Here is a 23,285-nt window from a genome sequence, read left to right as displayed (position 1 = left end):
CTCGGCGAAACCCGGGTATGCCCGGCGCGGTCACCCGAGGTAGCGTGCCTCACGCGCCACCGGCGATCGTTCTTGGCCGCGCCCCGCGTCTCCATCACGCAGAATGGACGGGACCAGGTGCGCCCGAGTCCGATTCGGGCGCGGACGTCGACGCGGCCCTTTGGTCCGCTCCGTCCGCCGAACCGGCCGTCGGCCGGCGCACTCGTGAGACGGCGTGGAAGAGAGAATCGATTCTTGTGAGTGCTGCGATGCGAAGCCGTACCCCGGACCGCCTGTGCGCCGAGGCGGTCGAACTCGCCCGTGCCGCGGCCGATGAAGCCGCGCTGCCCGGGCAGGTCGGCGACCACGTCGAGGCCGTGGCCGACGGGGACCGGGTCGTCACGCACTACTTCGCCTGCCTGGACCCGGGCTACCGGGGCTGGCGCTGGGCCGTCACCGTCGCCCGTGCCTCGCGCGCCAAGGCCGTCACCCTCGACGAGACCGTGCTGCTGCCCGGCCCCGACGCGCTGCTCGCCCCCGAATGGGTGCCGTGGAGCGAGCGGCTGCGCCCCGGCGACATGGGCCCCGGCGACCTGCTGCCCACCGAGGCCGACGACCTGCGCCTGGAGCCGGGCTACACCGGTGAGGAGGTGCCGCCGCCGAACTCCGCCGTCTCCGCGGAGATGACCGAGCTCGCCGACGCCGAGGACGCCGACGTCTCCGCCGGCCCGCCCTCCGCCCAGCCGACCACGCCCGTGCGCGGCTCGATCTCCTCGCTCGCCGAGGAGCTCGGCATGCGCCGGGCCCGGGTGCTGTCGCGCTACGGCCTTCACACGGCGGCGGACCGCTGGGACGAGTCCCACGGCGCCAAGACCCCCATGGCCCAGGCCGCGCCCGCCTCCTGCGTCACCTGCGGCTTCCTGATCCCCATCGGGGGCTCGCTCGGCCAGGCGTTCGGCGTGTGCGGCAATGAGTTCGGCCCGGCGGACGGTCATGTCGTCTCGCTGGCCTACGGATGCGGTGGCCACTCCGAGGCCGCGGTCATGCCGAAGCCGCCGCGTCCGGCTCCGCCGGTGATCGACGAGACGGTGGTGGATGTGCTGTCGCTGCGCGCGGAGGGTGAGGGCGAGGAAGACCTCGGCCACGCGTAGGGGTTTGTTGCCCCTGCCCCGCCCTTTCACCGACTCCAGCCCGTCCGGCGTTTGAGGACCAACGCGGCGGAGCCGCGTTGCGGGGTCCGGGGGCTTGCCCCCGGGAGACGGTGAGAGGGTGGGACCGGGGCATCATTCGCCCCCTGCGACGGACGCGAGGGAGACGGACACGTGAGCGGCACCCCCATGGCACGGCCCGCAACAGCGGACCCGTTCGGTACCGCACGGCTGCGCCGCGGCGTACTGGACGCCTGGGCCGCCTCCCCCGCCCGCTTCCGGGAGGACGCCAACGCCGAGGAGGACCTCGCCCTCGGCGGCTACCGCGACCGCCTCGTCGTCGAACTCGCCCAGAACGCCGCCGACGCGGCAGCCCGCGCCGGCGTCCCCGGCAGACTCCGCCTGACCCTGCACGCCGCCGCGGGCAACAACCCCGCCGTACTCGCGGCGGCCAACACCGGTGCCCCCCTCGACGCCTCCGGCGTCGAGTCGCTGTCGACGCTCCGCGCGTCGGCCAAGAGGGACGGAGCACAGGAAAGCGTCGGCCGCTTCGGCGTCGGCTTCTCCGCCGTCCTCGCCGTCAGCGACGAACCGGCCGTCGTCGGCCGCACCGGCGGCGTCCGCTGGTCGCTCGCCGAAGCACGCGAACTCGCCGAGGAGACCGCCCGGTTCGCGCCCGGCCTGGGCGAGGAGATCCGCCGCCGCGAGCGCCACGTGCCCCTGCTGCGGCTCCCGCTGCCCGCCGAGGGCCCCGCGCCGGAGGGCTACGACACCGTGGTCGTCCTCCCGCTGCGGGACGGCGCCGCCGAGGACCTGGCCGCACACCTGCTGGCCGCGATCGACGACGCGCTGCTCCTGGCCCTGCCGGGCCTGGCGGAGGTCGTGATCGAGACCCCGTCCGCCGCACCCCGCACCCTGACACGCCGTCAGGACGGCGCGTACGTCGTCGTCGAGGACTCCGCGCGCCACGAGCCCGCGACCCGATGGCGCGTCAGCCGCACCGGCGGCCGCCTGGACGCGGCGCTGCTCGCGGACCGCCCCGTCGAGGAACGGCTGCGCCCCGACTGGTCGGTGACCTGGGCGGTCCCGGTGGACGGCGAGCTCGCGCCCGTACGTCCGGCGACCGCCCCCGTGCTGCACGCGCCGACGCCCACGGACGAACCGCTCGGCCTCCCGGCGCTGCTCATCGCCACCTTCCCGCTCGAGCCCACCCGCCGGCACACCGCGCCCGGCCCGCTCACGGACTTCCTCGTGGAGCGCGCGGCACAGGCGTACGCCGCCCTCGTGGCCGACTGGCGGCCGCTGGGCACCGCCACGCTCGACCTGGTGCCGTCGCCGCTGGCCCGCAGCGCGGTGGACGCGGAGATCCGCCGCCAGGTGCTGGACCGGCTGCCGCGCGTGGCGTTCCTGCGCAACGCCGTACCCATGCGCGGTGAAGACGGCGAGGGCGACGAAGGCCCGTTCGTGCTGCGGCCCGTGGACGCCGAGATCGTGGAGGGCGCGGGCGCGGAGACCGTGACCGTCCTCGGCGAGGTCTTCCCCGCCCTGCTGCCCGCCGGCCTCGAACGGCGGCCGGAGCTGCGGGCGTTGGGCGTCGCGCGCGTACCGCTGGGCGAGGCCGTCGACCGGCTCGCGGGCGTGGAGCGCGACCCCGAGTGGTGGTGGCGGCTGTACGACAGCCTGGCCGGCGTGGACCCGGACCGGCTGAGCGGCCTGCCCGTGCCCCTCGCGGAGGGCCGTACGGCCATCGGCCCCCGGCAGGTGCTGCTGCCGCCCTCCGACGCCGCCGAGGCGCAGCGGCTGGCACGGCTCGGCCTGAAGGTCGTCCACCCGGACGCCGCCCACCCGCTGCTGGAGAAGCTCGGCGCCACGCCGTCCTCGCCCCGCGCGATCCTGAACACGCCGCAGGTGCGGGCGGCCGTCGCGGCCTCCCTCGACGCGGGCGAGATCTGGGACGAGGACGCGCTCGCTCACGACGAACTGGTCGACACCGTGCTCACGCTCGTGCGCGACGCGGACCTCGCCGTCGGCGACGAGCCCTGGCTCGCCGCGCTCGCCCTGACCGACGAGGACGGCGAACTCGCCCCGGCCGGTGAACTCGTGCTGCCCGGCAGCCCCTTCGAGAGCGTCATCCGCCCCGGCGAACTCGCCGCGTGCGACGCGGAACTGGCCGAGCGGTGGGGCGAGCAGCCGCTGGCGGCTGTCGGCGTGCTCGCCGGTTTCGCCCTGGTGCGGGCCACGGATGTCGTCCTCGACCCCGATGAACTGGAGCCGCGCGACGGCGACTTCGCCGAGCCGGACGATGCCGGTCTGCTCGACGCCGTCGACGTGTGGTGCGAGGACGTCCTCGACCGGCTGCCCGAGACACCCGTTCCGCCGGTCGTGACGGAGATCGTCGCCGTGCGCGACCTCGACCTGGTCGACGACGATGCCTGGCCGCAGGCTCTCGCCCTGCTCGCCCAGCCGCCGCTGCGCGACGCGCTGACCATGCCCGTACGCGTCCTGCTCCCCGACGGCACGACGGCGTCCGTCCGCCCGTACACCGCCTGGTGGCTGCGCGGCCACCCGGTCCTGGACGGCCGCCGCCCGGCCGGTCTGCGGGCCGCCTCCGGTGATCCGCTGCTGGCCGGCCTGTACGACGCGGTGGACGCGACCGGGCTCGCGGACGAGCAGGTGCTGCGCGCCCTGGGCGTCCGCACCTCCGCGGCGTCCCTGCTCGCCGAGCCCGGCGGCGCGGCCGAGCTGCTGGCCCGCCTCGCGGACCCGGACCGCCCGGTCGGCGAGGCCCAACTGCACGGCCTGTACGCCCTGTTGGCCGACCTCGACCCGGACGAGGTGACGCTCCCGGACGAGCTGCGGGCCGTCGTCGACGGCACCGTGTGCGTCGTCGACGCGGCGGACGCACTCGTGGCGGACGCCCCTGACCTGCTCCCGCTCGCGGGCGGCCGCGCCCTGCTGCCCGTCCGCCCCGAGCAGGCCGCCACGCTGGCGGAGCTGCTCCAGGTCCGCCGCCTGAGCGAGGCGGTCCCGGCGGCGGTGCCCGCCGGGGGCGAGGTCCGGCAGGTGCCGGAGGAGGTACGGGCCCTGCTGCCTTCGGCCCCGGCCACGTACACCGAGCACGACGAGCTGATCATCGACGGCATCGAGCTCGACTGGCGCCTCGGCCCCGACGGCGTCCTCCACGCGGCCACCCTCGAGGGCCTCGCCGCGGGCCTCGCCTGGGCGGCGGGCCACTGGTCCCGCCGCTTCGAGGCGGCGGCGCTGCTGGAGGACCCGTCGCGGGGCGAGGAGCTGGCCCGGGCCCGCTGGTTCGACTAGCCCCTGCCCGTCCTGTGTAGTACTGGCAGGGCCAGCTACGCCCTTGGTGATCGGTTGGGCGCAGAGCAGACTCAGGGCATGGGCAACAACGACTTGGGCGACTTCCTGCGGGCTCGCCGTGCCGGACTCACGCCGGACGAGATCGGTCTGCCGGTCGAGTTCGGCGCCGGCCGTCGGGTCGCCGGTCTGCGGCGCGGTGAGGTCGCGCAGCTGGCCGGGGTGAGTGCCGAGTACTACACCCGTCTGGAACAAGGCCGCGCCCGGCAGCCGTCCGAACAGGTACTGCATGCCCTCTGTGACGCGCTGCGGTTCGATGACATCGAGCGGCGGCATCTGTTCGCCCTCGCGGGCACCACAGCCGGGCACAAGGACCGGGCCGAGCACACGTCACGGCTACGACCGGCGCTGCGCCAGGTGCTGGAGTCGATGGATCTGGCTTCTGCTTTTGTCAGCGACCGGAACCTCACCGTGGTCGGCGGGAACACGTTGTGGGCGTTGCTGTTTCCCGGTGTGGCCGAACTGCCGCGCCGGGAACGCAGCATGGCGCGCTGGACGCTGCTGGATCCGCGTGCCCGCCTGGTGTGGTGCGACTGGGAACGCGTCGCCCGCGACTACGTGCACGGGCTGCGGCTGGCCGCCGCCGCCCAGCCGCGAAACCAGCACATCGCCACCCTGATCGGTGAGTTGATGATGCGCTCACCCGAGTTCCCGGCGTGGTGGTCGGAACACCGCGTCCGGGAACGCAGCACCGGCCTCAAACGCCTCCACCACCCTGTCGCCGGTGACCTGGAACTGCAGTACGAGATCTTCACCTCGGTCGCCGACCCGGGCCAATCGCTCGTCGTCTACACCGCGCCGTCCGGCTCGCCATCCCAGGAGCGCCTGCGACTGCTGGCCAGTTGGGGCAGCGAACCCGCCACCGCGACTGCCCGGGACACCGCCGCCGGGTCCTGACCACCGCCTGACCCGGGCGATCCAGCACCAGCACCAACACCACTCGGACACGACCCCGCCGTACCCGCGGGGTCGATGCCGCCGTGCCCACGCACGCCCCGCGGCCTGATACTCATCCACGAAAGGTCACTCGTAGTGAGCAAGACATTCCTGATCACCGGCGTCAGCACCGGCCTCGGACTGGCCATCGCCCGACGGGCCCTGGCGGCCGGGCACCGGGTCGCGGGCACCGTGCGCACCGAGCAGCACGCGGCCGCCTTCCGGGCACTGGACCCCGACCGCGCCCGGGCCTTCGTCCTCGACCTGTCCGACGAGGACCGGATCGACCCCACGGTGCGGGCCGCCGAAGCGGAACTGGGCCCGGTCGACGTGCTCGTGGCCAACGCCGGCTACGGGCTCGAAGGCACCTTCGAAGAGTCGTCGATGGCCGATCTGCGCCGCCAGTTCGAGATCAACGTATTCGGCACGGTGGCGACCGTGAAAGCGGTCCTCCCCGGCATGCGGGAACGACGCGGCGGCCACATCTTCGTCATCACCTCGATGGGCGGGCACACCACCTTCCCCGGACTGGCGTTCTACGAAGGCAGCAAGCACGCCCTGGAAGGCATCACCGACACCCTCGCCCAAGAGGTCAACCAGTTCGGCGTGCGGGTCACCGCCGTGGCTCCCGGCGCGTTCAAGACCGACTGGGCAGGCAGGTCACTGGTCCGCGCACCACGCGGCATCGCCGACTACGACGCACTGTTCGACCCGATCCGGACCCGCCGCCAGGCCCTCGCGGGCCAGGGCATCGGTGACCCCGATCGCGCGGGCGACGCCATCCTCACCCTCCTGGACGCGGAGAAGCCCCCTGTGCATGTCCTGCTCGGCTCGGACGCGCTGCGCCTGGTCGCCGCCGGGCGCCAACGCGTCCAGGACGACTTCGACGCCTGGGAGGAACTCAGCCGCTCCACCGACTCCACCGAAGGCGGAGTGACAGTCGCCTGACACTGGAACCGGTCTCCGAGGCCCACCGACAGCGGCGGGCCTCGGCGCCCTACGCTGGAAGCAAGCGCAAGGAGGAGGCCGACATGACCAGAAAAGTCGCCGACTGCCGCCGCTTCCCCAGTGAGACCAACTGCACCCTCACCATCACCGGTGAGGAGGAGGAAGTGGTCCGGGCAGCCACCGAACACGCGATCTCCGTGCACGGGCACACCGACTCGCCCGAGCTGCGCGAGCAGATCCGCAACTTCCTCGAGCTCGAGAAGACGACCAGCGCGGCCTGACCCGTCACGACCCGTCACGACCCGTCACGCGGGGAACCGGCGCCCCACCCATCGCCAGGTGAGCTCGAGGACGACAGACGCCACGGCGGCCACACCCACCGCGGCCCAGGGGAGTGTGGTCCCGACCAGCTTGAGCGCGAAGAACCGCTGGAGCCACGGCACGCCCAACACGACCAGGAACCCCAGCCCCATCGCCAGCACCAGCGCGACCCGCCACCACGTATACGGCCGCGCGATGATCGCGAGCACCCACAACGAGATCAGGAACAGCGTCAGCGTCGCCGCGCTGGTCTCGGCGTTCAGCGCACCGTCCTGCCCCGCGTAGTAGCCCCTGGCCAGCAGATACACGGCGAAGGTGGCCGCCCCCGCGATCAGCCCCGCCGGGATGGCGTACCGCATCACCCGCCGCACGAAATGCGGCTTGGCCCGCTCCTTGTTGGGCGCCAGGGCCAGGAAGAAGGCGGGCACGCCGATCGTCAGCGTGGACAGCAGCGTCAGATGGCGCGGCAGGAACGGATACGGCACGCGCGTGCAGACGACCAGGATCGCGAGCAGCACGGAATACGCGGTCTTCGTCAGGAACAGCGTCGCGACCCGCGTGATGTTGCCGATCACGCGCCGCCCCTCGGCGACCACGGACGGCAGCGAGGCGAAGCTGTTGTTCAGCAGGACGATTTGCGCGACGGCCCGCGTCGCTTCCGAACCCGCGCCCATGGCGACGCCGATGTCGGCGTCCTTCAGGGCGAGTACGTCGTTGACGCCGTCGCCGGTCATCGCGACGGTGTGCCCGCGCGACTGGAGCGCGCCGACCATGTCGCGCTTCTGCTGCGGGGACACCCGCCCGAACACCGCACCCCGGTCGAGGACTTCGGCCATCGCCTCCCGCTCGGCCGGCAGCTTGCGCGCGTCGACCGTGGACTCGGCGCCGGGCAGCCCGAGCTTGCCCGCGACGGCGCCGACGGAGACGGCGTTGTCACCGGAGATGACCTTCGCGGCGACGTCCTGCTCCGCGAAGTAGCGCAGGGTCTCGCCCGCGTCGGGGCGCAGCCGCTGCTCGAGCACGACGAGCGCGGTGGGCCGTACGCCCTCGGCGACGCGCGGGTCGGCCAGCGGCCGCTCGGCGCGGGCCAGGAGCAGCACGCGCAGCCCCTGCGCGTTGAGGTCCTCGATCTCGGCGAGCGCCGGATCGCCCTCCGGCAGCAGCACATCGGGCGCGCCCAGCAGCCAGTTGGTGTGCTCGCCGCCGGGACCGGCGAGCACGGCGCCGCTGTACTTGCGGGCGGAGGAGAAGGGCAGCGACTCCGTGCAGCGCCAGCCGCCCTGCCCGTCGGGGTAGGCGTCGATGATGGCCTGGAGACTGGCGTTGGGCCGGGGGTCGGAGTCGCCGAGGGCGCCGAGGACCTCGCGTACGTGGTTCTCCTCCGCCGCGGCCAGCAGGCGCAGTTCGCTGACGTCCATGCCGCCCTCGGTGAGCGTGCCGGTCTTGTCGAGGCAGACGACGTCGACCCGGGCCAGGCCCTCGATCGCGGGGAGTTCCTGGACGAGGCACTGCTTGCGGCCGAGCCGGATGACGCCGATGGCGAAGGCGACGGAGGTGAGCAGCACCAGGCCCTCGGGGACCATCGGCACGATGCCCGCGACCATCCGCCGCACGGCCTCCCGCCAGTCGTGGTTCTGGACCACGAGCTGGCTGATGACCAGGCCGATCGCGGCGGGGAGCATCATCCAGGTGACGAACTTGAGGATCAGGCTGATGCCGGTGCGCAGTTCGGAGTGGACGAGCGTGAAGCGGCTGGCCTCCTCGGCGAGTTGGGCGGCGTAGGCCTCGCGCCCGACCTTGGTCGCGGTGAAGGCGCCGCCGCCCGCGACGACGAACGAGCCGGACATGACCTTGTCGCCGGGCTTCTTCAGCACCGGGTCGGCCTCGCCGGTGAGCAGCGACTCGTCGATCTCCAGTCCCTCCGCCTCCGCGACCTCGCCGTCGACGACGCACTTGTCGCCCGGCCCGAGCTCGATCAGGTCGCCGAGGACGATCTCGCCGGTGCCGATCGCGGTGGACCGGCCGTCACGGCGGACGACGGGCCTGGCCTCGCCGATGACGGCGAGCGAGTCGAGGGTCTTCTTGGCGCGGAGCTCCTGGATGATGCCGATCGCGGTGTTGGCGACGATGACGAAGCCGAAGAGGCCGTCCTGGATCGGCCCGACGATCAGGATGATCAGGAAGAGGACGCCGATGATGGCGTTGAACCGGGTGAGGACGTTGGCCCGGATGATCTCCGTCAGCGAGCGCGAGGAGCGCACGGGGACATCGTTGACCTCGCCCCGGGCCACGCGTTCGGCGACCTCGGCGGCCGTGAGGCCCGGGAGCGACACACGGTGCTCGCCCATGCCTTCGACGGTACGGGCTATCGGCCCGCTTCACCTGCCGGGGCGGCTTCGCTTCCGGCCGCCTTCAGAGCGGCGGCGTGCCGCTTGATCGCGGCGTCCCGCTTGCGGACGTACCAGACGCCGATCAGGCCGAGGCCGCCGCCGGCCAGGCAGGTCCACAGCCACCACAGGTGGCCGTGGTCGTCGAACCATCCGTAGAAGGGCAGCTGGGCCAGGAAGAGGACGAACCACACGATCGTGCCGCCGGTGACGGTGGCGACGACGTTGCCCTCGAGGGGCTCGGGTGCCTCGTGCGTGGGTGTCCACTTCGTCATGGCCGCCAGCCTAGTCCGTCCGTCTGCTGGTCCGTCCGCCCGCGCGGACATCTGGCGGAGGCCTTGTCCCATAGGGGTCTACGCGCGGAGATAGCAATTCACGGCTTGTTTATTCATACTGAATCGAACCGGATCTGATCGGTAAGTTTTGTTTGATCATCCAATCCACGTATGACTGAGGTACGCATGTCCTCCTCGGCCACCGCTGCGGTCGATGCCCAGCAGCCGTCCCCGGCATCGCCGGGCAGCAACCTCCTCGACCGGTACTTCCGGATCTCCGAGCGAGGCTCGTCCATCCCCCGAGAGCTCCGTGGTGGCCTGGCCACCTTCTTTGCGATGGCCTACATCATCGTGCTGAACCCGATCATCCTCGGGGCGGGTCACGACAAGTTCGGTCACCAGCTGAACAACGGCCAACTGGTCACGGCCACCGCCCTGGTGGCCGGACTCTCCACCGTGCTGATGGGCGTCATCGGCAATGTGCCGATCGCCTGCGCCGCCGGTCTCGGCATCAACGCCGTCGTCTCGCTCCAGCTGGCGCCCAAGATGAGCTGGCCGGACGCGATGGGCATGGTGGTGCTCGCCGGTCTGGTGCTGATGCTGCTCGTCGCCTCCGGCCTGCGGCAGCGCGTGATGGACGCGATCCCGAACGGGCTGCGGCGCGCGATCGCGATCGGCATCGGCATGTTCATCACGCTGATCGGCCTGGTGGACTCCGGCTTCGTCACCCGCAACCCGGACGGCGCCCACACCACCGTCCCGATGGGGCTCGGCCAGGGCGGCCAGCTGCACGGCTGGCCGGTGCTGATCTTCGCGGCCGGGCTGGCGCTGACCTTCATCCTGGTCGTCCGCAAGACCTCCGGGGCGATCCTCATCGGCATCGTCGTGACGACCTTCGTCGCGATCGTCCTCAACGAGCTCGCGGTGATTCCCGACGCGAGCTGGGGCCTGAGCGTCCCCCGCATCCCCGACAACATCGTCGGCGCCCCCGACTTCGGGCTCGTCGGCAACATCAGCCTCTTCGGCGGCTTCCACGAGGTCGGCTGGCTGACCGGCTGCCTCTTCGTCTTCACCGTGCTGCTGTCCGGCTTCTTCGACGCGATGGGCACGATCATCGGCGTCGGCGAGGAGGCCGGGCTGACCGACGAGAACGGCCAGCTCCCGGGCATGGGGAAGATCCTGATGATGGACGGCATCGCCGTCGCGGGCGGCGGCCTCGGCTCGGCCTCCGCGAACACCTGCTTCGTCGAGTCCACGGCCGGCGTCGGCGAGGGTGCCCGTACGGGCCTGGCCAACCTGATGACCGGCGCGCTCTTCCTGCTCGCCCTGGTCCTCACCCCGCTGGCCACCGTCGTCCCCTCGCAGGCCGCGACGCCGGCACTGCTGGTCGTCGGCTTCCTGATCATGGCGGCCAACGTCAAGGAGATCGACTGGAGCGACTTCACGATCGCGATCCCCGCGTTCCTGACGATCGTCTCGATGCCGTTCACCTACTCGATCACCAACGGCATCGGCATCGGCGTGCTGGCCTTCATCCTGCTGCGCATCGCGGACCGGCGGGCTCGGGAAATCCCCTGGCTGCTGAACGCGGTCGGGGCCTGCTTCCTCGTGTACTTCATGCTCGACCCGATCGAGCGGCTGCTCGGCGTGAAGTAGCGGCGGCGAGGGCAGCTTTCACAGAGAACACCGAGAACCGGCAGCAGCGCACAGCGCCGCTGCCGGTTCTCGGTTTCCTTAGCAGAGGTAATGAGGTAATCTAATGAACATGCCGGACCTGTCCCATGCCTCCGAAGACGCCGCCGCCGTGAACTCACTGCGGTCGGGCGTCATGCGGCTGTCCCGCAGGCTCAAGCACCAGCGGGTGGACGAATCCCTGAGCCCTGCCGAGATGTCGGTGCTCGGAACCCTCGCCCGCTGTGGCTCCGCCACCCCGGGCGAGCTCGCCCGCAAGGAGCATGTGCAGCCGCCGTCGATGACCCGCATCGTCGCGCTCCTGGAGGCCAAGGGACTGGTCAGGCTCGAGCCGCACCCCGAGGACCGCCGCCAGAAGGTGGTCACCCAGACCGAGCGGGCCGAGGCCATGCTCGAGGAGAGCCGGCGCAAGCGAAACGCCTGGCTCGCCGAGCTGGCCGGGCAGTTGGACGAGGACGAGTGGGCGACCCTGCGCGCCGCCGCTCCCGTCCTGGAGAAACTCGCGCATCTGTAAGGACGCATCTAGGAGGCGAACAAACTTGAGTTCGGGACCCGGAGCAGATTCCGCACCCGCACCGAACCGCAACGACGACGCAAGCACCACCTCCCTGCCGCGTGAACCGCACAAGGGGGGCACGTTCAGCTCTCTCAGGGTCCGCAACTACCGGCTCTTCGCGATCGGCCAGGTGGTGTCCAACACCGGCACCTGGATGCAGCGCATCGCCCAGGACTGGCTGGTCCTCAGCATCACCGGCTCCTCCACGGCCGTCGGCATCACCACGGCCCTGCAGTTCCTGCCCATGCTCCTGTTCGGGCTGTACGGCGGTGTCCTCGCCGACCGGTGGCCCAAGCGGCAGCTGCTGATCGCCACTCAGGCGGCAAGTGGCCTCACCGGCCTCGGACTTGCCGTGCTCACCCTGTCGGGACATGTCCAGGTGTGGCACGTCTACCTCACGGCGTTCGCGCTCGGCCTCGTCACCGTGGTCGACAACCCCGCCCGCCAGGTGTTCGTCTCGGAGATGGTCGGCCCCGCCGACCTGCGCAACGCGGTCAGCCTCAACTCCGCCAACTTCCAGTCCGCGCGGCTCATCGGCCCGGCCGTGGCCGGTGCCATGATCACTGCCGTGGGCAGCGGTGCCGCGTTCCTGGCCAACGGCCTGTCCTACCTCGCCCCCATCACCGGCCTGCTCCTGATGCGGCCGGGCGAGCTGCACAAGCCGGCCGAACGTCCGTCGCGCGGAAAGGGCCAGCTGCGGGAGGGCCTGCGCCATGTCGCCGAGCGTCCGGACCTGATCTGGCCCATCGTGCTCATCGGCTTCATCGGTGCCTTCGGTTTCAACTTCCCCATCTGGCTCACGGCGTTCGTGAACGACGTCTTCCACGCGGGGCCCGGCACCTACGGTCTGCTCAACACCCTGATGGCGGCCGGTTCGCTGGTCGGCGCCCTGCTCGCCGCCCGGCGCGGCAGCGCCCGCCACCGCCTGCTGATCGGCGCGGCCCTGGTCTTCGGCGTACTGGAGATCGCGGCGGCGCTCTCGCCCGCCTTCTGGGTGTTCGCGGTGCTGATCGTGCCGATCGGTGTGTTCGGGCTGACGATCAATGTCACCGCCAACTCCATGGTGCAGCTCGCCGCGGACCCCGCGTTGCGCGGCCGTGTCATCAGCCTCTACATGATGGTCTTCATGGGCGGCGCCCCGCTGGGTTCCCCCCTGGTCGGCTGGATCACCGACACCTACGGTGCCCGCGTCGGCTTCGCCCTCGGCGGCGTCGTCTCCCTCCTCTCCACGACCGTCATAGGCCTCGCCCTGGCCCGCGCCGTAGGCCTCCGCCTCAAGGTGGACCTCCGCCGCGGCCACCGCGGCGTGGCCTTCGTCCCCCGCGAACCCCAGCGGGAACGACCGGAGGCCGCGGTGGCGGCGTGACGGGGCTTCCCTCTCCCCCGGGCTTTCGGGCCAGGGGAGAGGGATTCCTCACCGACGGCGTCGGTTCGACTGCGCGGGGTGTACGGACCGGTACATGCGTGGCATGATCACGTTGTTGGCGGCCAACGCGGCGCCGGTGTGTGCGACTTGGGGGAGATCGCTTTGTACGGGAGCAGCGGAGGCATGCGGCGCGGAGGGTTGACTCCCCGCATGAGAGCGGCCTGCCGGATATCGGGTGTCTTTCTGGCGGCGGGGCTCGTCGGATTCCCGGGTGCTGTGACCCCGGCCGTTGCGGACGGGCCCACTGCGGCTGCGACAGGTGCTCCCCGGCTGGAGTATTCCAGCCCTCTTCTCCCCAAGGTCGAAGTGGACGGGCCCGTGGAGTTCACCGTGTCCGATGTCCCTCCTGGGGCGGACAAGGTGATCGTCACCTCACCGGCCTTGGCGGAGCCGATTCCGCTCGCCCCTGACAAAAAGGGATCAACTCGGTTTGTCCATGCGGACGATCGCGAGCGCGATATTCGCGGCGATATCTCTCCGGGGACGTACCCCGTCACGGCGACGAGCCAAGGCCGCACCATTGCCACTGCGCGCCTCACCGTCTTTTACAAGAATCAGCCGATGATCGACCGGTTCGTCACCACTACGGATGCGCTTCCCTGCGGCGATTCCCATGCCGTCCGTCCCGGGAGCAAGGCTCTCGTCCTTCTCGCGGACCGTCGGCCGGCCGAGGGCGAGCGCACGTTGACGGTCAAGTCTCCTGCCTTCGAGCACCCGTTGAAGATCAGGAAAGACGTGGATGCCCCCGGCTGCAAGGGCGACGACGCGGACACGGTCTTCGGGGGCCACGCCGCCATACGGGACGACATATCGGCAGGGCGGTACCCGGTGACCGTGGTCAGCCATCAAGGCCGGGAGACCACCACCGACCAGGTGATTGTGGCAGGCGAGCCCGTTCCGCACGACGACAACAACTCCTGGATTATCACCACCGGTGTTGTCGCCGCTGGAGGCATGCTCGCCGCGGTCGGCTTCGTCCTGTTCCGCAGGCGACGCCAAGGCGCCGCAACCTCCTGACCCGAGCCGTCAGTGGCGCTGAGCGCCGAACACGCCTGTCTGCGCCGCCTTCTCCGACACCACAGTTCTCTCTGACCTGTCTCGGCCAGAGGTGATTTCCGCATGCACATGCACCGGAAGGATTTCCTTGCGCGCTTCACGCATACGAATACGTCATCTCGCTGTCTCCACCGTAACTACTGCGTCGTTATTGGCCAGTGGGAGCTCTCTCGCCCATGCTGTCGACGATGCGAGAAAACAGCCCCCTCCGCCGCCCGCCGCCACCCGTGCCGCTGACCCGGCGGACGCCGACGGCGGTGGCTGGACCGACGCGGACGCCATCCGGTTCTGGACACCCAAGCGCATGGCCTCGGCAACCGACCCCGCTCTGCCTCCCGCCAAGGCCCGGCAAGCCGTTCCCGGGTCCACGGGGGCAGTGGCCGGTATGCCGACCGCCGAGAAGATCCTCGGTCTCAAGTCCGTCGGCGTCATCTTCGCGTACGACAAGGAGCCGACCACCGGCAAGATGCGGGCCCATAAATGCTCGGCCAGCGTCGTGGAGAGCCCGGGCCGCAGCCTGATCCTCACCGCTGCGCACTGCACTGGTGGCAAAGCCGTCTTCGTGCCCTGGTATCGCACGGAGTACAAGCTGGAGAAGCAGACGTACGGATTCTATCGAGTCGACAAATGGTTCTTCGACCCCCGGTACGGCGAGCACAGCAACAAGAATCCGAGTTCCGACCTCGACTTCGCGTTCGCCCATCTTGCGACTTCGCCGAGCAGCAGGAAGGTGCAGGACGTGGTGGGTGCCAACAAGCTGGTCCGCACCCCGAGTTTCAACAACAACGTCACGATGGTCGGTTACCCCAAGGCAGAGTACGACCCCGCTGACCATGCCGTCCGTTGTCCCACCCAGACGTGGGCTCTGCCCCGCTTCTACCAGATCCAGGCCCTGTGCAACGGCATGTACGGCGGGGTTTCGGGCGGTCCGTGGTTCTCGAAGGTCGACTGGAGTGCCGGGACGGGCACGATCATCGGAAACGTCGGCGGGTACCACGGCGGCGGCAACGACGCCAATGTCGACTGGCTGACCTACAGCCCCGTGCATGGCGACCAGTTCTTCCGGCTGTACGACGACGCCAAGAACAACAGGCCGGTGAAGCGTCCCGATCCCTACAAGCAGCCCTCGCTTCCCTACTCCCTGGGCGGTGGCGAGACCTGGCAGCACGCCAAGCTGATGGCCTCCGGTGACTTCAACGGCAATGGGCACAGCGACATGATCGTGGTGTGGACCGACGGCGAAGTCACCATGTACTACAGCGATGGCAAGGGTCACTTCACTGGTGAGCGGCAGCTGGTGGCCAAGGGGTCCATCTGGTCGCACGCGGAGACCATCACCGCGGGCGACTTCACCGGCTCATCCCAGTTCGACCTGATGGTTCGCTGGTCGGACGGCGAGGTCTCGCTCTACGGCGACGTCGGCTCCAGGGGCCTGAAGTGGGAGGGCATCACGATGGTCGACAAGCACAAGGACAAGAAGAAGGCCGAGACCTGGAAGCACGCCACCCAGATCGCCGCAGGCCGGTTCAACGGCTCCAAGTACGTAACCGACCTGATGGTTCGCTGGTCGGATGGCGAGCTCACCCTCTACACGAACGTCGGTGCCGAGAAGAAGTTCGCAGAGGAGCACAAGCTCAAGTCATCCAACAAGACCTGGGAACACGCCACACTGCTCACCAGCGGTGAGTTCTCCGGCAACCAGAAATGGGACCTGATGGTCCAGTGGTCGGATGGCGAGCTCGACAATTACGTCGGTACCACCACGTCCGCCCTCGGCAACGAGGCCCGGATCCAGAACGCCAATGCGACGTGGACCCACAACACGGTCATGACCACCGGCAACTTCACCGCCAACGGCCGTACCGACGACCTCCTCGTCCGCTGGTCCGACGGCGAGACCAGCATGTACGTCGACACCGGCGCCAGCCGTCTCGGCACCGAGGTGAATCTCGTGCCCAAGGCATGACGCCGCACCCGTCACGCATGACTCCCTGCGCATGCGTGACGGGCGCGCGGGGCATGGCATGATCACGGCGTTGATGTCCCGATACGGAGGAGAACGCTATGCGCAGGGCAGCGTCCGCCTGCCTGGTCACGGCACTGGCCGGCCTGGCGCTCACGGCGACACCGGCGGTCGCCGCGAAGGCCGGTGCTCCGCGCCTGGAGTACTTCAGTGCCCTCTCCAAGGTCGAGGTGGGTGGAGACGTCTCGTTCAACGCGTTCGACGTCCCCCGCGGGACGGACAAGGTGATCGTCACCTCGCCGGCCCTGCTCGAGCCGATTCCGCTCACGCCCGAGAAGAAGGGGGCGACCCAGTTCGTTCAGACGAACAAGCCGGGGACGCACCACGGGATCCGCAGCAACATATCCGCGGGGACGTATCCCGTGACCGCGACGACGGGCCAGGGGCGCACCATCGCCACGACGCGCCTCGTCATCGTCGCCAAGGGGACGCCCACGGTGGACCGGTTCGTCATCCACCCGAAGAAGGGTGCGGACCTTTGCAGCGACAGCCCCGAGGCCGTCCGGCCGGGCGGCAAGGCCCAGGTCTTCCTCTCCTTGATCCAGTCGGTGGAGGGGGAGAAGTCGCTGACCGTCAAGTCGCCGGTGTTCAGGCACCCGTTGACCATCAAGCGGGACGCGGAGGCGCCGGGCTGCAAGCGTGATGACGCGGGCACGTTCTACGGGGGGCACGCCGGGATACGGGACGACATACCGGTGGGGCGGTACGAGATGAAGGTGGTCGGCCGCGACGGGAAGCAGATCGCGACCCAGCAGGTAACGGTGGCCGGCGAGCCCGTCACGTACGACAACCGCCCCTGGGAGATCGCCGGTCTCGGCGCGGCCGGGCTCATGTTCGCCGGTGCCGGGGTCACCGCCGTGTGGAGCCGGAAGCGGCGCAAGGCCACCGATGCCTCCGAGTCCGCCACCGACGCCTCCGACTGACGGTCACACCCGCCGCTCGAGCACCTGTACCGGCGTCTCGCCCCGCACCAGCACCCGCTCCGTGGGCCGGAACCCCTGGCCCCGGTAGTAGTCCACCAGCGGGGCGTCCCCGCCCTTCCTGATGCGCGTGATGTCGGTGCCCATCCGCGCGACACTAGTGGCATGCGCCTCTTCGTCGCAGTGACCCCGCCCTCACCGGAGCTGGACGAACTCGCGCGCGCCGCCGAGCGGTTGCGCGTTCTGCCGTACGCGGACCGGCTCCGCTGGACCGACCCGGCGACCTGGCACTTCACCCTCGCCTTCCTCGGCGAGGTGGACGAGGCGCTGCTGCCCGGTCTCACCGAGCGTCTCGGCCGTGCCGCGCACCGTCACCCGCCGCACGAGATCCGCCTGTCGGGGGGCGGCCGGTTCGGTGACCGCACCCTGTGGGCCGGGGCCGAAGGGGACCTGGAGACCCTGCGCGCCCTCGCCCGCTCCTGCGCCGCCGGGGCCCGCCGGGCCGGGGTGCCGGTGGACGAGTCGCGCGCCTTCCACGCGCACCTCACGCTGGCCCGCGGGGGCGGGCGCGTGAGCCTGCGCCCGTACGCGGAGGCGCTCGCGGAGTTCGCGGGCACGCCGTGGACGGCCGACCGCCTCGAGCTGGTGCGGAGCAGGCTGCCCGGCTCCGGCCACCCCGGCGAGCGGCCCCGGTACGAGACCGTCCGGGCCTGGGACCTGGGGCGCTGAGCCGGGCGGTTACGCTCGGGGGGTGGACCCGAAGACCAGGAACCGGATCATGACCGGGGCGCTCGCCCTGATGCTCGTCGTCGTCGCCGTGGTGGCCGCGGTGAAGTGACGCCCGTACGGGGGCGAGGCGTTCTTGCCTCGAGCCCGCTCGAAGCAGTTGGCTAGGGCGGCATGGAGTACACGCAGCTTGGACGCACAGGACTCAAGGTCAGCCGTCTGGTGCTCGGCACCATGAACTTCGGTCCGCAGACCGATGAGGCCGGCAGCCACGCCATCATGGACGCCGCGCTCGACGCGGGCGTGAACTTTGTCGACACCGCCAACGTCTACGGCTGGGCCGACAACAAGGGCCGCACCGAGGAGATCATCGGCAGCTGGCTCGCCAAGGGCGGCGGCCGCCGGGACAAGGTCGTCATCGCCACCAAGGTGTTCGGCAACATGGGCCCGGACGGCGCCTTCTGGCCCAACCACGACCGGCTGTCCGCCGTCAACATCCGCCGCGCGGTCGAGGGCAGCCTGAAGCGGCTGGGGACCGACCACATCGACCTGTACCAGTTCCACCACGTGGACCGGCAGACCCCGTGGGACGAGATCTGGCAGGCCATCGACGTCCTGGTCCAGCAGGGCAAGATCCTCTACGCGGGTTCGTCCAACCACGCCGGCTGGCACATCGCGCAGGCCAACGAGGCCGCGCGGCGGCGCGGCACCCTGGGCCTGGTCAGCGAGCAGTGCCTCTACAACCTCGCCGAGCGGCGCGCCGAGATGGAGGTCGTCCCGGCCGCCGAGGCGTACGGGCTGGGGGTCATCCCCTGGTCGCCGCTGCACGGCGGACTGCTCGGCGGCGTCCTCCGCAAGGAGAAGGAGGGCGGCAGCGCCCGCGCCGCCTCCGGCCGGTCGGCGGACGCCCTGGCGAACACCAAGGTCCGTGAACAGGTCCAGGCCTACGAGGACTTGCTCGACAAGCACGGCCTCGCCCCCGGCGAGGTGGCGCTGGCGTGGCTGCTGAGCCGCCCCGCCGTCACCGGCCCGATCGTCGGCCCGCGCACCCTGGAGCAGCTGGAGAGCGCGCTCCGGGCGGTGGAGCTGAAGCTGAGCGAGGAGCTGCTGGCCTCCCTCGACGAGGTCTTCCCTGGCCCCGGTCCCTCGCCTGAGGCGTTCGCCTGGTGAGTATCAGCTCCGGGGGAACTCGTCCGTGGTGAGGGTGATGCCGGCGGGGGTGTCCGTCAGATCGACGGGCTCCCCGAAGGCGACGGTCAGCTCGGCGAGGTACTCGCCGTCCTTGGGCTGGGTGTAGAGGCGGCAGCGCCCGGTGTAAGGGTCGGCGATCAGATAGGCGGGCACCCCGGCGGCGGCGTAGATGTCCTTCTTGGGGCCGTAGTCGTTGGCGGCGGTGCCCTTGGAGATCACCTCGGCGATGAACTCGATGTCCTCGTGCCGCGGGGCCCCCTCTTCGTTCACGACCGCTTCGTCGCTGAGCTTCAGGACATCGGGGCACAAGCCGTTGCGATCCCCGGGGAAGTCGATGCGTACGTCAGAGGCGAGAACCTTCCTGGGGTGCTTGGCGCTCAGCTGCTGGAGAACGTCAAAGATGATGTCCCAGTGGACCTTCCGCTGCGGCGACATGAAGACGTCTCCCCCGATGATGTCGATCTTGTATCCCTCGGGGACGCACAGCGAGTCGAACAACATGTCCAGTTGCCGCTTGTTGCTGGTGTCGGCCATCTCGATCCTGTCGGGCAGTACCGCGGTCATCGTTGGCGCTCCTCCCCGCTGCCGCGTGGTCGCGGGCAGCCGCGCAGTACAACGATACGCACGGCGGTCAGGGCACGGGGCGGTACGGGCCGCCCACCTCCCACGCCTGGTGCATCGCGTCGGCGAACGCCGCGGCGATGCGGTGTTCGCCGCGGGCGTTGGGGTGTGTGCCGTCGTACGTGTCGAGGTCCGTGTCCCAGCCGGGCGGCACCGAGGCGAGCAGGATCGGCGAGCCCGGTGCGTCGAGGTCCGCGACCGCCTTGGCGAGCAGCTCGTTGAAGCGGTCGCACTCCGCGGCGAACTCCGGCTCGTAGTGGGCGCGGGTGTTGTGGATGACCGGGAGCAGCACGGCCCGTACGGCGGGATTCGCGGTACGGGCCTCTTCGACGAAGCGGTGGACGTTGGCGACGGTCTGCTCGGCGTCGGTGTAGAAGCCGAGGTCGATGAGGCCGAGGGAGACGAGCAGCGTGTCGGCCCGGTGTGCGCGGACGGCCTCGCCGATGACCGGGGCCATGTGCTGCCACCCCTCGCCCCACCCGGCGAGGTGGGCGCGGGCCTTCTCGGGGAAGCCGGGGGCGCCGTAGTCGAGCGACACGGCCGCGTCGGCCGACGGGTCGTACAGCTCGCGGCGCGGGCCGACGATGCGGAACGGGCCGCCGTAGGACGTACAGAGGTGCTGCCACATGCGGTAGCGCCAGGTGAGGTCACCGGCGCTGCCGATGGTCATGGAGTCGCCGACGAACATCACGTGCATGGGTGAATTCAAGCAGCCGGTGTGCTCAGCTCGTGTACGCCCAGCCGCTCCAGCGCTCCACGTGGACGGCGACGACCGGCCCCTCCGGCGGGCGGGCCTCGTACGGGCCGTACTTCTGCCGCAGCAGCCGGACGGGCTCGTGGCGCTGTGCCGGGTCCGAGAGGATCTCGGCGGATCCGTCCGCCCGGGCCCACCACACGGTGTCCCAGTCGTCGGCGTAGTGGTCGACGAGGACGGCGACGCGGGGGTTCTGCCGGATGTTCCGCAGGCGGCGCAGGTCCTGGGTGCTCTTGGGCTTGTGGTCGATCGCGAAGTACAGGGTGTCGCCGCTCACCGCGAAGGTGACGGGCACGAGATGCGGGATGCCCGCCGCGTCGGCGGTGGCCAGCCGGGCGACCGGCGCGGCGGCGAAGCGGGCCCGGGCGTCTGCCGGCCTGAGTCTCATGACGCGACCGTAACCGCACCGGCAGCCGTATCGGCGACAATGGAACGTCATCCCAGGCAGGAGATCACCACGTTGTCCCAGAGCCACCACCGTTCCGACCTGCGGGCCGACTGCGCGAGCTGCTTCGGCCTGTGCTGTGTCGCACTGCCCTTCGCCAAGTCGTCGGACTTCGCCGTGAACAAGGACGCCGGGAAGCCGTGCGCGAACCTCCAGGCCGACTTCCGCTGCGGCATTCACGCGAAGCTGCGCGACAAGGGCTTCTCGGGCTGTACGGTCTTCGACTGCTTCGGCGCCGGGCAGAAGGTGTCACAGGTCACCTTCGGCGGGCGGGACTGGCGGCAGGACCCCGGCACCGCGCGGCGGATGTTCGAGGTGTTCCCCGTGATGCGGCACCTCCACGAGCTGCTCTGGTACCTGACCGAGGCGCTGGAGCTGGCCCCGGCCCGGCCCGTGCACGGTGACCTCCGCCGGGAACTCGACCGGATCGACGGCCTCACGCGCGGCGGTGCCGAGGAGGTGGCCGGGCTGGACATCGGTGCGCTGCGCGCCGACGTCAACGCCCTGCTGCTGCGCACCAGCGAGCTCGTCCGGGCCGGGGTCCCGGGCCGCAAGAAGAACCACCGCGGCGCCGACCTCATCGGCGCCCGGCTGAAGGGGGCGAACCTGCGGGGCGCCAATCTGCGCGGGGCGTGTCTCATAGCGGCCGACCTCAAGGGCGCGGATCTTCGGCAGGCCGATCTCATAGGCGCGGATCTCCGGGACGCGGACCTGAGCGGTGCCGACCTCACGGGCAGCATCTTCCTCACCCAGGCCCAGCTCAACGCCGCGCGAGGCGACGCGGCGACGACCCTGCCGGAGGGGCTCGCGCACCCCGCGCACTGGTGATCTTCGGTTGCGGAAAAGGCTGGTAACCGGTTTCCAGTCGATCTAGGTTCCGGTTATGCAACCACCCGTAACGTCAGACGAGATCACACCCACGTCCGAAGGGACCGAGGGTGCCGAAGGCTACAAACGCGGCCTCGGCACCCGGCAGATCCAGATGCTCGCCATCGGCGGCACGATCGGCACCGGGCTGTTCCTCGGCGCCGGTACCGCGATATCCCAGGCGGGGCCCAGCCTCATCCTCTGGTACGCCATCGCGGGTGTCGTGCTCTTCTGCGTCATGCGTGCCCTGGGCGAACTGCTCACGCACCGGCCGGTGTCGGGGAGCTTCGCCGAGTACGCGCGGGAGTTCCTGGGCCCGTTCTGGGGCTATGCCACCGCCTGGACGTACTGGATCATGTGGGTCACCACCGGCATGGCCGAGATCACGGCGGCCGGGAAGTATGTGCAGTACTGGTTCCCCGGTGTTCCGCAGTGGCAGACGGCGCTGGCGTCGCTGGTGGTGCTGTCGGCGGTCAACCTGATCTCGGTGAAGGCGTTCGGCGAGCTCGAGTTCTGGTTCGCGCTGATCAAGGTCGTGGCGATCGTCGCAATGATTCTGGTCGGGCTCGGGGTGCTGATCATCGGGTTCGGCAACGTCGGGGACACGGCCTCCGTGCGGCACCTGTGGGCGGACGGCGGCGTCATGCCGAACGGTGTGCACGACTCTCTGATGACGCTCCAGATCGTGCTGTTCGCGTATCTGGGTGTGGAACTCGTCGGTGTCACGGCGGGCGAGGCCGAGGACCCGAAGCGGAACATTCCCCGGGCGATCAACAGCCTGCCGCTGCGCTTCGGCCTGTTCTACATCGGCACGTTGCTGGTGATCCTGTCGGTGGTGAGCTGGAACGTGTTCAGCTCGGGGGACAGCCCGTTCGTCACGGCCTTCCAGAAGATCGGCATTCCGGGCGCGGCCGGGATCGTCAACTTCATCGTGCTCACGTCCGCGCTTTCCGCGTGCAACGCGGGTGGGCTGTACTCGACGGCGAGGATGCTGCGCACGGCCTCGCTCAACGGGCATGCGCCGAAGGTGCTCGCCCGGCTGACCGGGCGGGGGGTGCCGGCGCTGGCGCTCGGCGTCTCGGCGGTGGTCATGAGCCTGGGCGTGCTGGTCAACGCCATTGATCCGAAGCATGCGTTCGCGTACATCACGGCCGTGTCGACGGGCGGCGCGATTCTGGTGTGGAGCGTGATCCTGGTGACGCACCTGCGGTACCGGCGTGAGGTTGCCGCGGGGCGTACGGAGGCGTCGGGGTACCGGCTGCCGGGGGCGCCTTGGACGAATGTGATCGCGCTGGGGTTCTTCGCGTTTGTGACGGTGCTGATTGCCTGGAGTGCGGATACGCGGGTCGCGCTGTACGTGATGGGGGTGTGGGTGGCGCTGCTCCTGGTGGGGTGGGTGGTGCTAAGGCGGCGGCGGGGGTAGGGGGTTCTGCCCCGGCCCCACCCTCTCGCCGTCTCCCGGGGCTTGCCCCCGGACCCCGAACCGCGCTTCGTGCGGTGTCCGGGGGCAAGCCCCCTGGCCCCCGCAACGCGGCTTCGCCGCGTTGGTCCTCAAACGCCGGACGGGCTGGAGAGTGCCGGGCCGGGCTCGCGCCGGATTTCAGCGCAAGCGCGAAATCCGGCGCGGGCACGAAAATTA

Annotated in this window: 21 protein-coding genes; 15 read left to right on the top strand and 6 right to left on the bottom strand. The window is 70.5% G+C overall.

What is annotated here, in order from left to right; translation table 11 throughout:
- The first annotated feature begins 248 nt into the window (after positions 1–248).
- The 5 genes from ACV530_RS15680 to ACV530_RS15660 all read left to right on the top strand — a co-directional run bounded on the left by ACV530_RS15680 (position 249) and on the right by ACV530_RS15660 (position 6,667).
- Positions 249–1,130, top strand: coding sequence for a DUF3027 domain-containing protein (locus ACV530_RS15680; protein ID WP_494333068.1), 882 nt, complete (start codon positions 249–251; stop codon positions 1,128–1,130).
- 186 nt (positions 1,131–1,316) lie between these two features.
- On the top strand, positions 1,317–4,445 hold the full coding sequence (locus ACV530_RS15675; protein ID WP_494333255.1) for a sacsin N-terminal ATP-binding-like domain-containing protein: 3,129 nt from the start codon (positions 1,317–1,319) through the stop codon (positions 4,443–4,445).
- Positions 4,446–4,523: 78 nt separating this feature from the next.
- On the top strand, positions 4,524–5,399 hold the full coding sequence (locus tag ACV530_RS15670; protein ID WP_494333067.1) for a helix-turn-helix transcriptional regulator: 876 nt from the start codon (positions 4,524–4,526) through the stop codon (positions 5,397–5,399).
- Positions 5,400–5,534: 135 nt separating this feature from the next.
- On the top strand, positions 5,535–6,386 hold the full coding sequence (locus ACV530_RS15665; RefSeq protein WP_494333066.1) for an oxidoreductase: 852 nt from the start codon (positions 5,535–5,537) through the stop codon (positions 6,384–6,386).
- Positions 6,387–6,469: 83 nt separating this feature from the next.
- Complete coding sequence (locus tag ACV530_RS15660; protein WP_494333065.1) at positions 6,470–6,667, top strand: DUF1059 domain-containing protein; 198 nt, start codon at positions 6,470–6,472, stop codon at positions 6,665–6,667.
- 24 nt (positions 6,668–6,691) lie between these two features.
- On the opposite strand, the gene ACV530_RS15655 is transcribed toward ACV530_RS15660, so the two are convergent.
- Together ACV530_RS15655 and ACV530_RS15650 are read right to left on the bottom strand one after the other, a co-directional pair.
- On the bottom strand, positions 6,692–9,055 hold the full coding sequence (locus ACV530_RS15655) for an HAD-IC family P-type ATPase (protein ID WP_494333064.1): 2,364 nt from the start codon (positions 9,053–9,055) through the stop codon (positions 6,692–6,694).
- Positions 9,056–9,072: 17 nt separating this feature from the next.
- Positions 9,073–9,369, bottom strand: coding sequence for a DUF2530 domain-containing protein (locus ACV530_RS15650; RefSeq protein WP_494333063.1), 297 nt, complete (start codon positions 9,367–9,369; stop codon positions 9,073–9,075).
- 186 nt (positions 9,370–9,555) lie between these two features.
- Between ACV530_RS15650 and ACV530_RS15645 the strand changes: the two genes are divergently transcribed.
- The 6 genes from ACV530_RS15645 to ACV530_RS15620 all read left to right on the top strand — a co-directional run bounded on the left by ACV530_RS15645 (position 9,556) and on the right by ACV530_RS15620 (position 17,045).
- On the top strand, positions 9,556–11,025 hold the full coding sequence (locus tag ACV530_RS15645) for an NCS2 family permease (protein WP_494333254.1): 1,470 nt from the start codon (positions 9,556–9,558) through the stop codon (positions 11,023–11,025).
- Positions 11,026–11,134: 109 nt separating this feature from the next.
- Complete coding sequence (locus ACV530_RS15640) at positions 11,135–11,575, top strand: MarR family winged helix-turn-helix transcriptional regulator (protein WP_494333062.1); 441 nt, start codon at positions 11,135–11,137, stop codon at positions 11,573–11,575.
- Between the two features lie 25 nt (positions 11,576–11,600).
- Entirely contained in the window at positions 11,601–12,983 is a 1,383-nt protein-coding gene (locus ACV530_RS15635; protein ID WP_494333061.1) for an MFS transporter, read from the top strand.
- Between the two features lie 378 nt (positions 12,984–13,361).
- Positions 13,362–14,060 (top strand): hypothetical protein, encoded by a 699-nt coding sequence (locus ACV530_RS15630; protein ID WP_494333060.1) that lies wholly within the window; start codon positions 13,362–13,364, stop codon positions 14,058–14,060.
- Positions 14,061–14,403: 343 nt separating this feature from the next.
- Positions 14,404–16,065, top strand: a complete 1,662-nt coding sequence (locus ACV530_RS15625; protein ID WP_494333059.1) for a trypsin-like serine peptidase — start codon at positions 14,404–14,406, stop codon at positions 16,063–16,065.
- Positions 16,066–16,163: 98 nt separating this feature from the next.
- The gene (locus ACV530_RS15620; RefSeq protein WP_494333058.1) at positions 16,164–17,045 is read left to right on the top strand and encodes a hypothetical protein; all 882 of its coding nucleotides are present in this window, start codon (positions 16,164–16,166) and stop codon (positions 17,043–17,045) included.
- A 3-nt stretch (positions 17,046–17,048) separates the two neighbouring features.
- Here the strand turns inward: ACV530_RS15620 and ACV530_RS15615 are convergent, their stop codons facing one another.
- Positions 17,049–17,189: a hypothetical protein gene (locus ACV530_RS15615; protein ID WP_494333057.1), complete on the bottom strand. Its 141-nt coding sequence runs from the start codon at positions 17,187–17,189 to the stop codon at positions 17,049–17,051.
- Positions 17,190–17,207: 18 nt separating this feature from the next.
- On the opposite strand from ACV530_RS15615, the gene thpR reads away from it, so the two are divergent.
- Both thpR and ACV530_RS15605 read left to right on the top strand, forming a co-directional pair.
- Positions 17,208–17,771, top strand: coding sequence for an RNA 2',3'-cyclic phosphodiesterase (gene thpR, locus ACV530_RS15610; RefSeq protein ID WP_494333056.1), 564 nt, complete (start codon positions 17,208–17,210; stop codon positions 17,769–17,771).
- A gap of 171 nt (positions 17,772–17,942) precedes the next feature.
- A complete protein-coding gene (locus tag ACV530_RS15605; RefSeq protein ID WP_494333055.1) occupies positions 17,943–18,938 on the top strand; it encodes an aldo/keto reductase in 996 nt (331 codons plus the stop codon).
- A 3-nt stretch (positions 18,939–18,941) separates the two neighbouring features.
- On the opposite strand, the gene ACV530_RS15600 is transcribed toward ACV530_RS15605, so the two are convergent.
- The 3 genes from ACV530_RS15600 to ACV530_RS15590 all read right to left on the bottom strand — a co-directional run bounded on the left by ACV530_RS15600 (position 18,942) and on the right by ACV530_RS15590 (position 20,722).
- Complete coding sequence (locus tag ACV530_RS15600; protein WP_494333054.1) at positions 18,942–19,523, bottom strand: Uma2 family endonuclease; 582 nt, start codon at positions 19,521–19,523, stop codon at positions 18,942–18,944.
- Positions 19,524–19,590: 67 nt separating this feature from the next.
- Complete coding sequence (locus ACV530_RS15595) at positions 19,591–20,277, bottom strand: SGNH/GDSL hydrolase family protein (protein WP_494333053.1); 687 nt, start codon at positions 20,275–20,277, stop codon at positions 19,591–19,593.
- A gap of 25 nt (positions 20,278–20,302) precedes the next feature.
- A complete protein-coding gene (locus tag ACV530_RS15590; protein WP_494333052.1) occupies positions 20,303–20,722 on the bottom strand; it encodes a TIGR03668 family PPOX class F420-dependent oxidoreductase in 420 nt (139 codons plus the stop codon).
- 39 nt (positions 20,723–20,761) lie between these two features.
- On the opposite strand from ACV530_RS15590, the gene ACV530_RS15585 reads away from it, so the two are divergent.
- The gene (locus ACV530_RS15585) at positions 20,762–21,607 is read left to right on the top strand and encodes a pentapeptide repeat-containing protein (protein WP_494333051.1); all 846 of its coding nucleotides are present in this window, start codon (positions 20,762–20,764) and stop codon (positions 21,605–21,607) included.
- A gap of 55 nt (positions 21,608–21,662) precedes the next feature.
- The gene (locus tag ACV530_RS15580) at positions 21,663–23,069 is read left to right on the top strand and encodes an amino acid permease (RefSeq protein ID WP_494333050.1); all 1,407 of its coding nucleotides are present in this window, start codon (positions 21,663–21,665) and stop codon (positions 23,067–23,069) included.
- The last annotated feature ends 216 nt before the right edge of the window (positions 23,070–23,285 follow it).

This window comes from Streptomyces sp. SX-6 (genome assembly GCF_059089585.1).
The sequence above is the reverse complement of the archived record's forward strand: the minus strand, read 5'-3'. Positions and strand labels throughout refer to the sequence as shown.

Coding starts and splice junctions, on each gene's coding strand:
- ACV530_RS15680 (WP_494333068.1), top strand. CDS start 249: ATGCGAAGCCGTACCCCGGACCGCCTGTGCGCCGAGGCGGTCGAACTC.
- ACV530_RS15675 (WP_494333255.1), top strand. CDS start 1,317: ATGGCACGGCCCGCAACAGCGGACCCGTTCGGTACCGCACGGCTGCGC.
- ACV530_RS15670 (WP_494333067.1), top strand. CDS start 4,524: ATGGGCAACAACGACTTGGGCGACTTCCTGCGGGCTCGCCGTGCCGGA.
- ACV530_RS15660 (WP_494333065.1), top strand. CDS start 6,470: ATGACCAGAAAAGTCGCCGACTGCCGCCGCTTCCCCAGTGAGACCAAC.
- ACV530_RS15655 (WP_494333064.1), bottom strand. CDS start 9,055: ATGGGCGAGCACCGTGTGTCGCTCCCGGGCCTCACGGCCGCCGAGGTC.
- ACV530_RS15650 (WP_494333063.1), bottom strand. CDS start 9,369: ATGACGAAGTGGACACCCACGCACGAGGCACCCGAGCCCCTCGAGGGC.
- ACV530_RS15645 (WP_494333254.1), top strand. CDS start 9,556: ATGTCCTCCTCGGCCACCGCTGCGGTCGATGCCCAGCAGCCGTCCCCG.
- ACV530_RS15640 (WP_494333062.1), top strand. CDS start 11,135: ATGCCGGACCTGTCCCATGCCTCCGAAGACGCCGCCGCCGTGAACTCA.
- ACV530_RS15625 (WP_494333059.1), top strand. CDS start 14,404: ATGGCCTCGGCAACCGACCCCGCTCTGCCTCCCGCCAAGGCCCGGCAA.
- ACV530_RS15620 (WP_494333058.1), top strand. CDS start 16,164: ATGCGCAGGGCAGCGTCCGCCTGCCTGGTCACGGCACTGGCCGGCCTG.
- ACV530_RS15615 (WP_494333057.1), bottom strand. CDS start 17,189: ATGGGCACCGACATCACGCGCATCAGGAAGGGCGGGGACGCCCCGCTG.
- thpR (WP_494333056.1), top strand. CDS start 17,208: ATGCGCCTCTTCGTCGCAGTGACCCCGCCCTCACCGGAGCTGGACGAA.
- ACV530_RS15605 (WP_494333055.1), top strand. CDS start 17,943: ATGGAGTACACGCAGCTTGGACGCACAGGACTCAAGGTCAGCCGTCTG.
- ACV530_RS15600 (WP_494333054.1), bottom strand. CDS start 19,523: ATGACCGCGGTACTGCCCGACAGGATCGAGATGGCCGACACCAGCAAC.
- ACV530_RS15595 (WP_494333053.1), bottom strand. CDS start 20,277: ATGCACGTGATGTTCGTCGGCGACTCCATGACCATCGGCAGCGCCGGT.
- ACV530_RS15590 (WP_494333052.1), bottom strand. CDS start 20,722: ATGAGACTCAGGCCGGCAGACGCCCGGGCCCGCTTCGCCGCCGCGCCG.
- ACV530_RS15585 (WP_494333051.1), top strand. CDS start 20,762: ATGGAACGTCATCCCAGGCAGGAGATCACCACGTTGTCCCAGAGCCAC.
- ACV530_RS15580 (WP_494333050.1), top strand. CDS start 21,663: ATGCAACCACCCGTAACGTCAGACGAGATCACACCCACGTCCGAAGGG.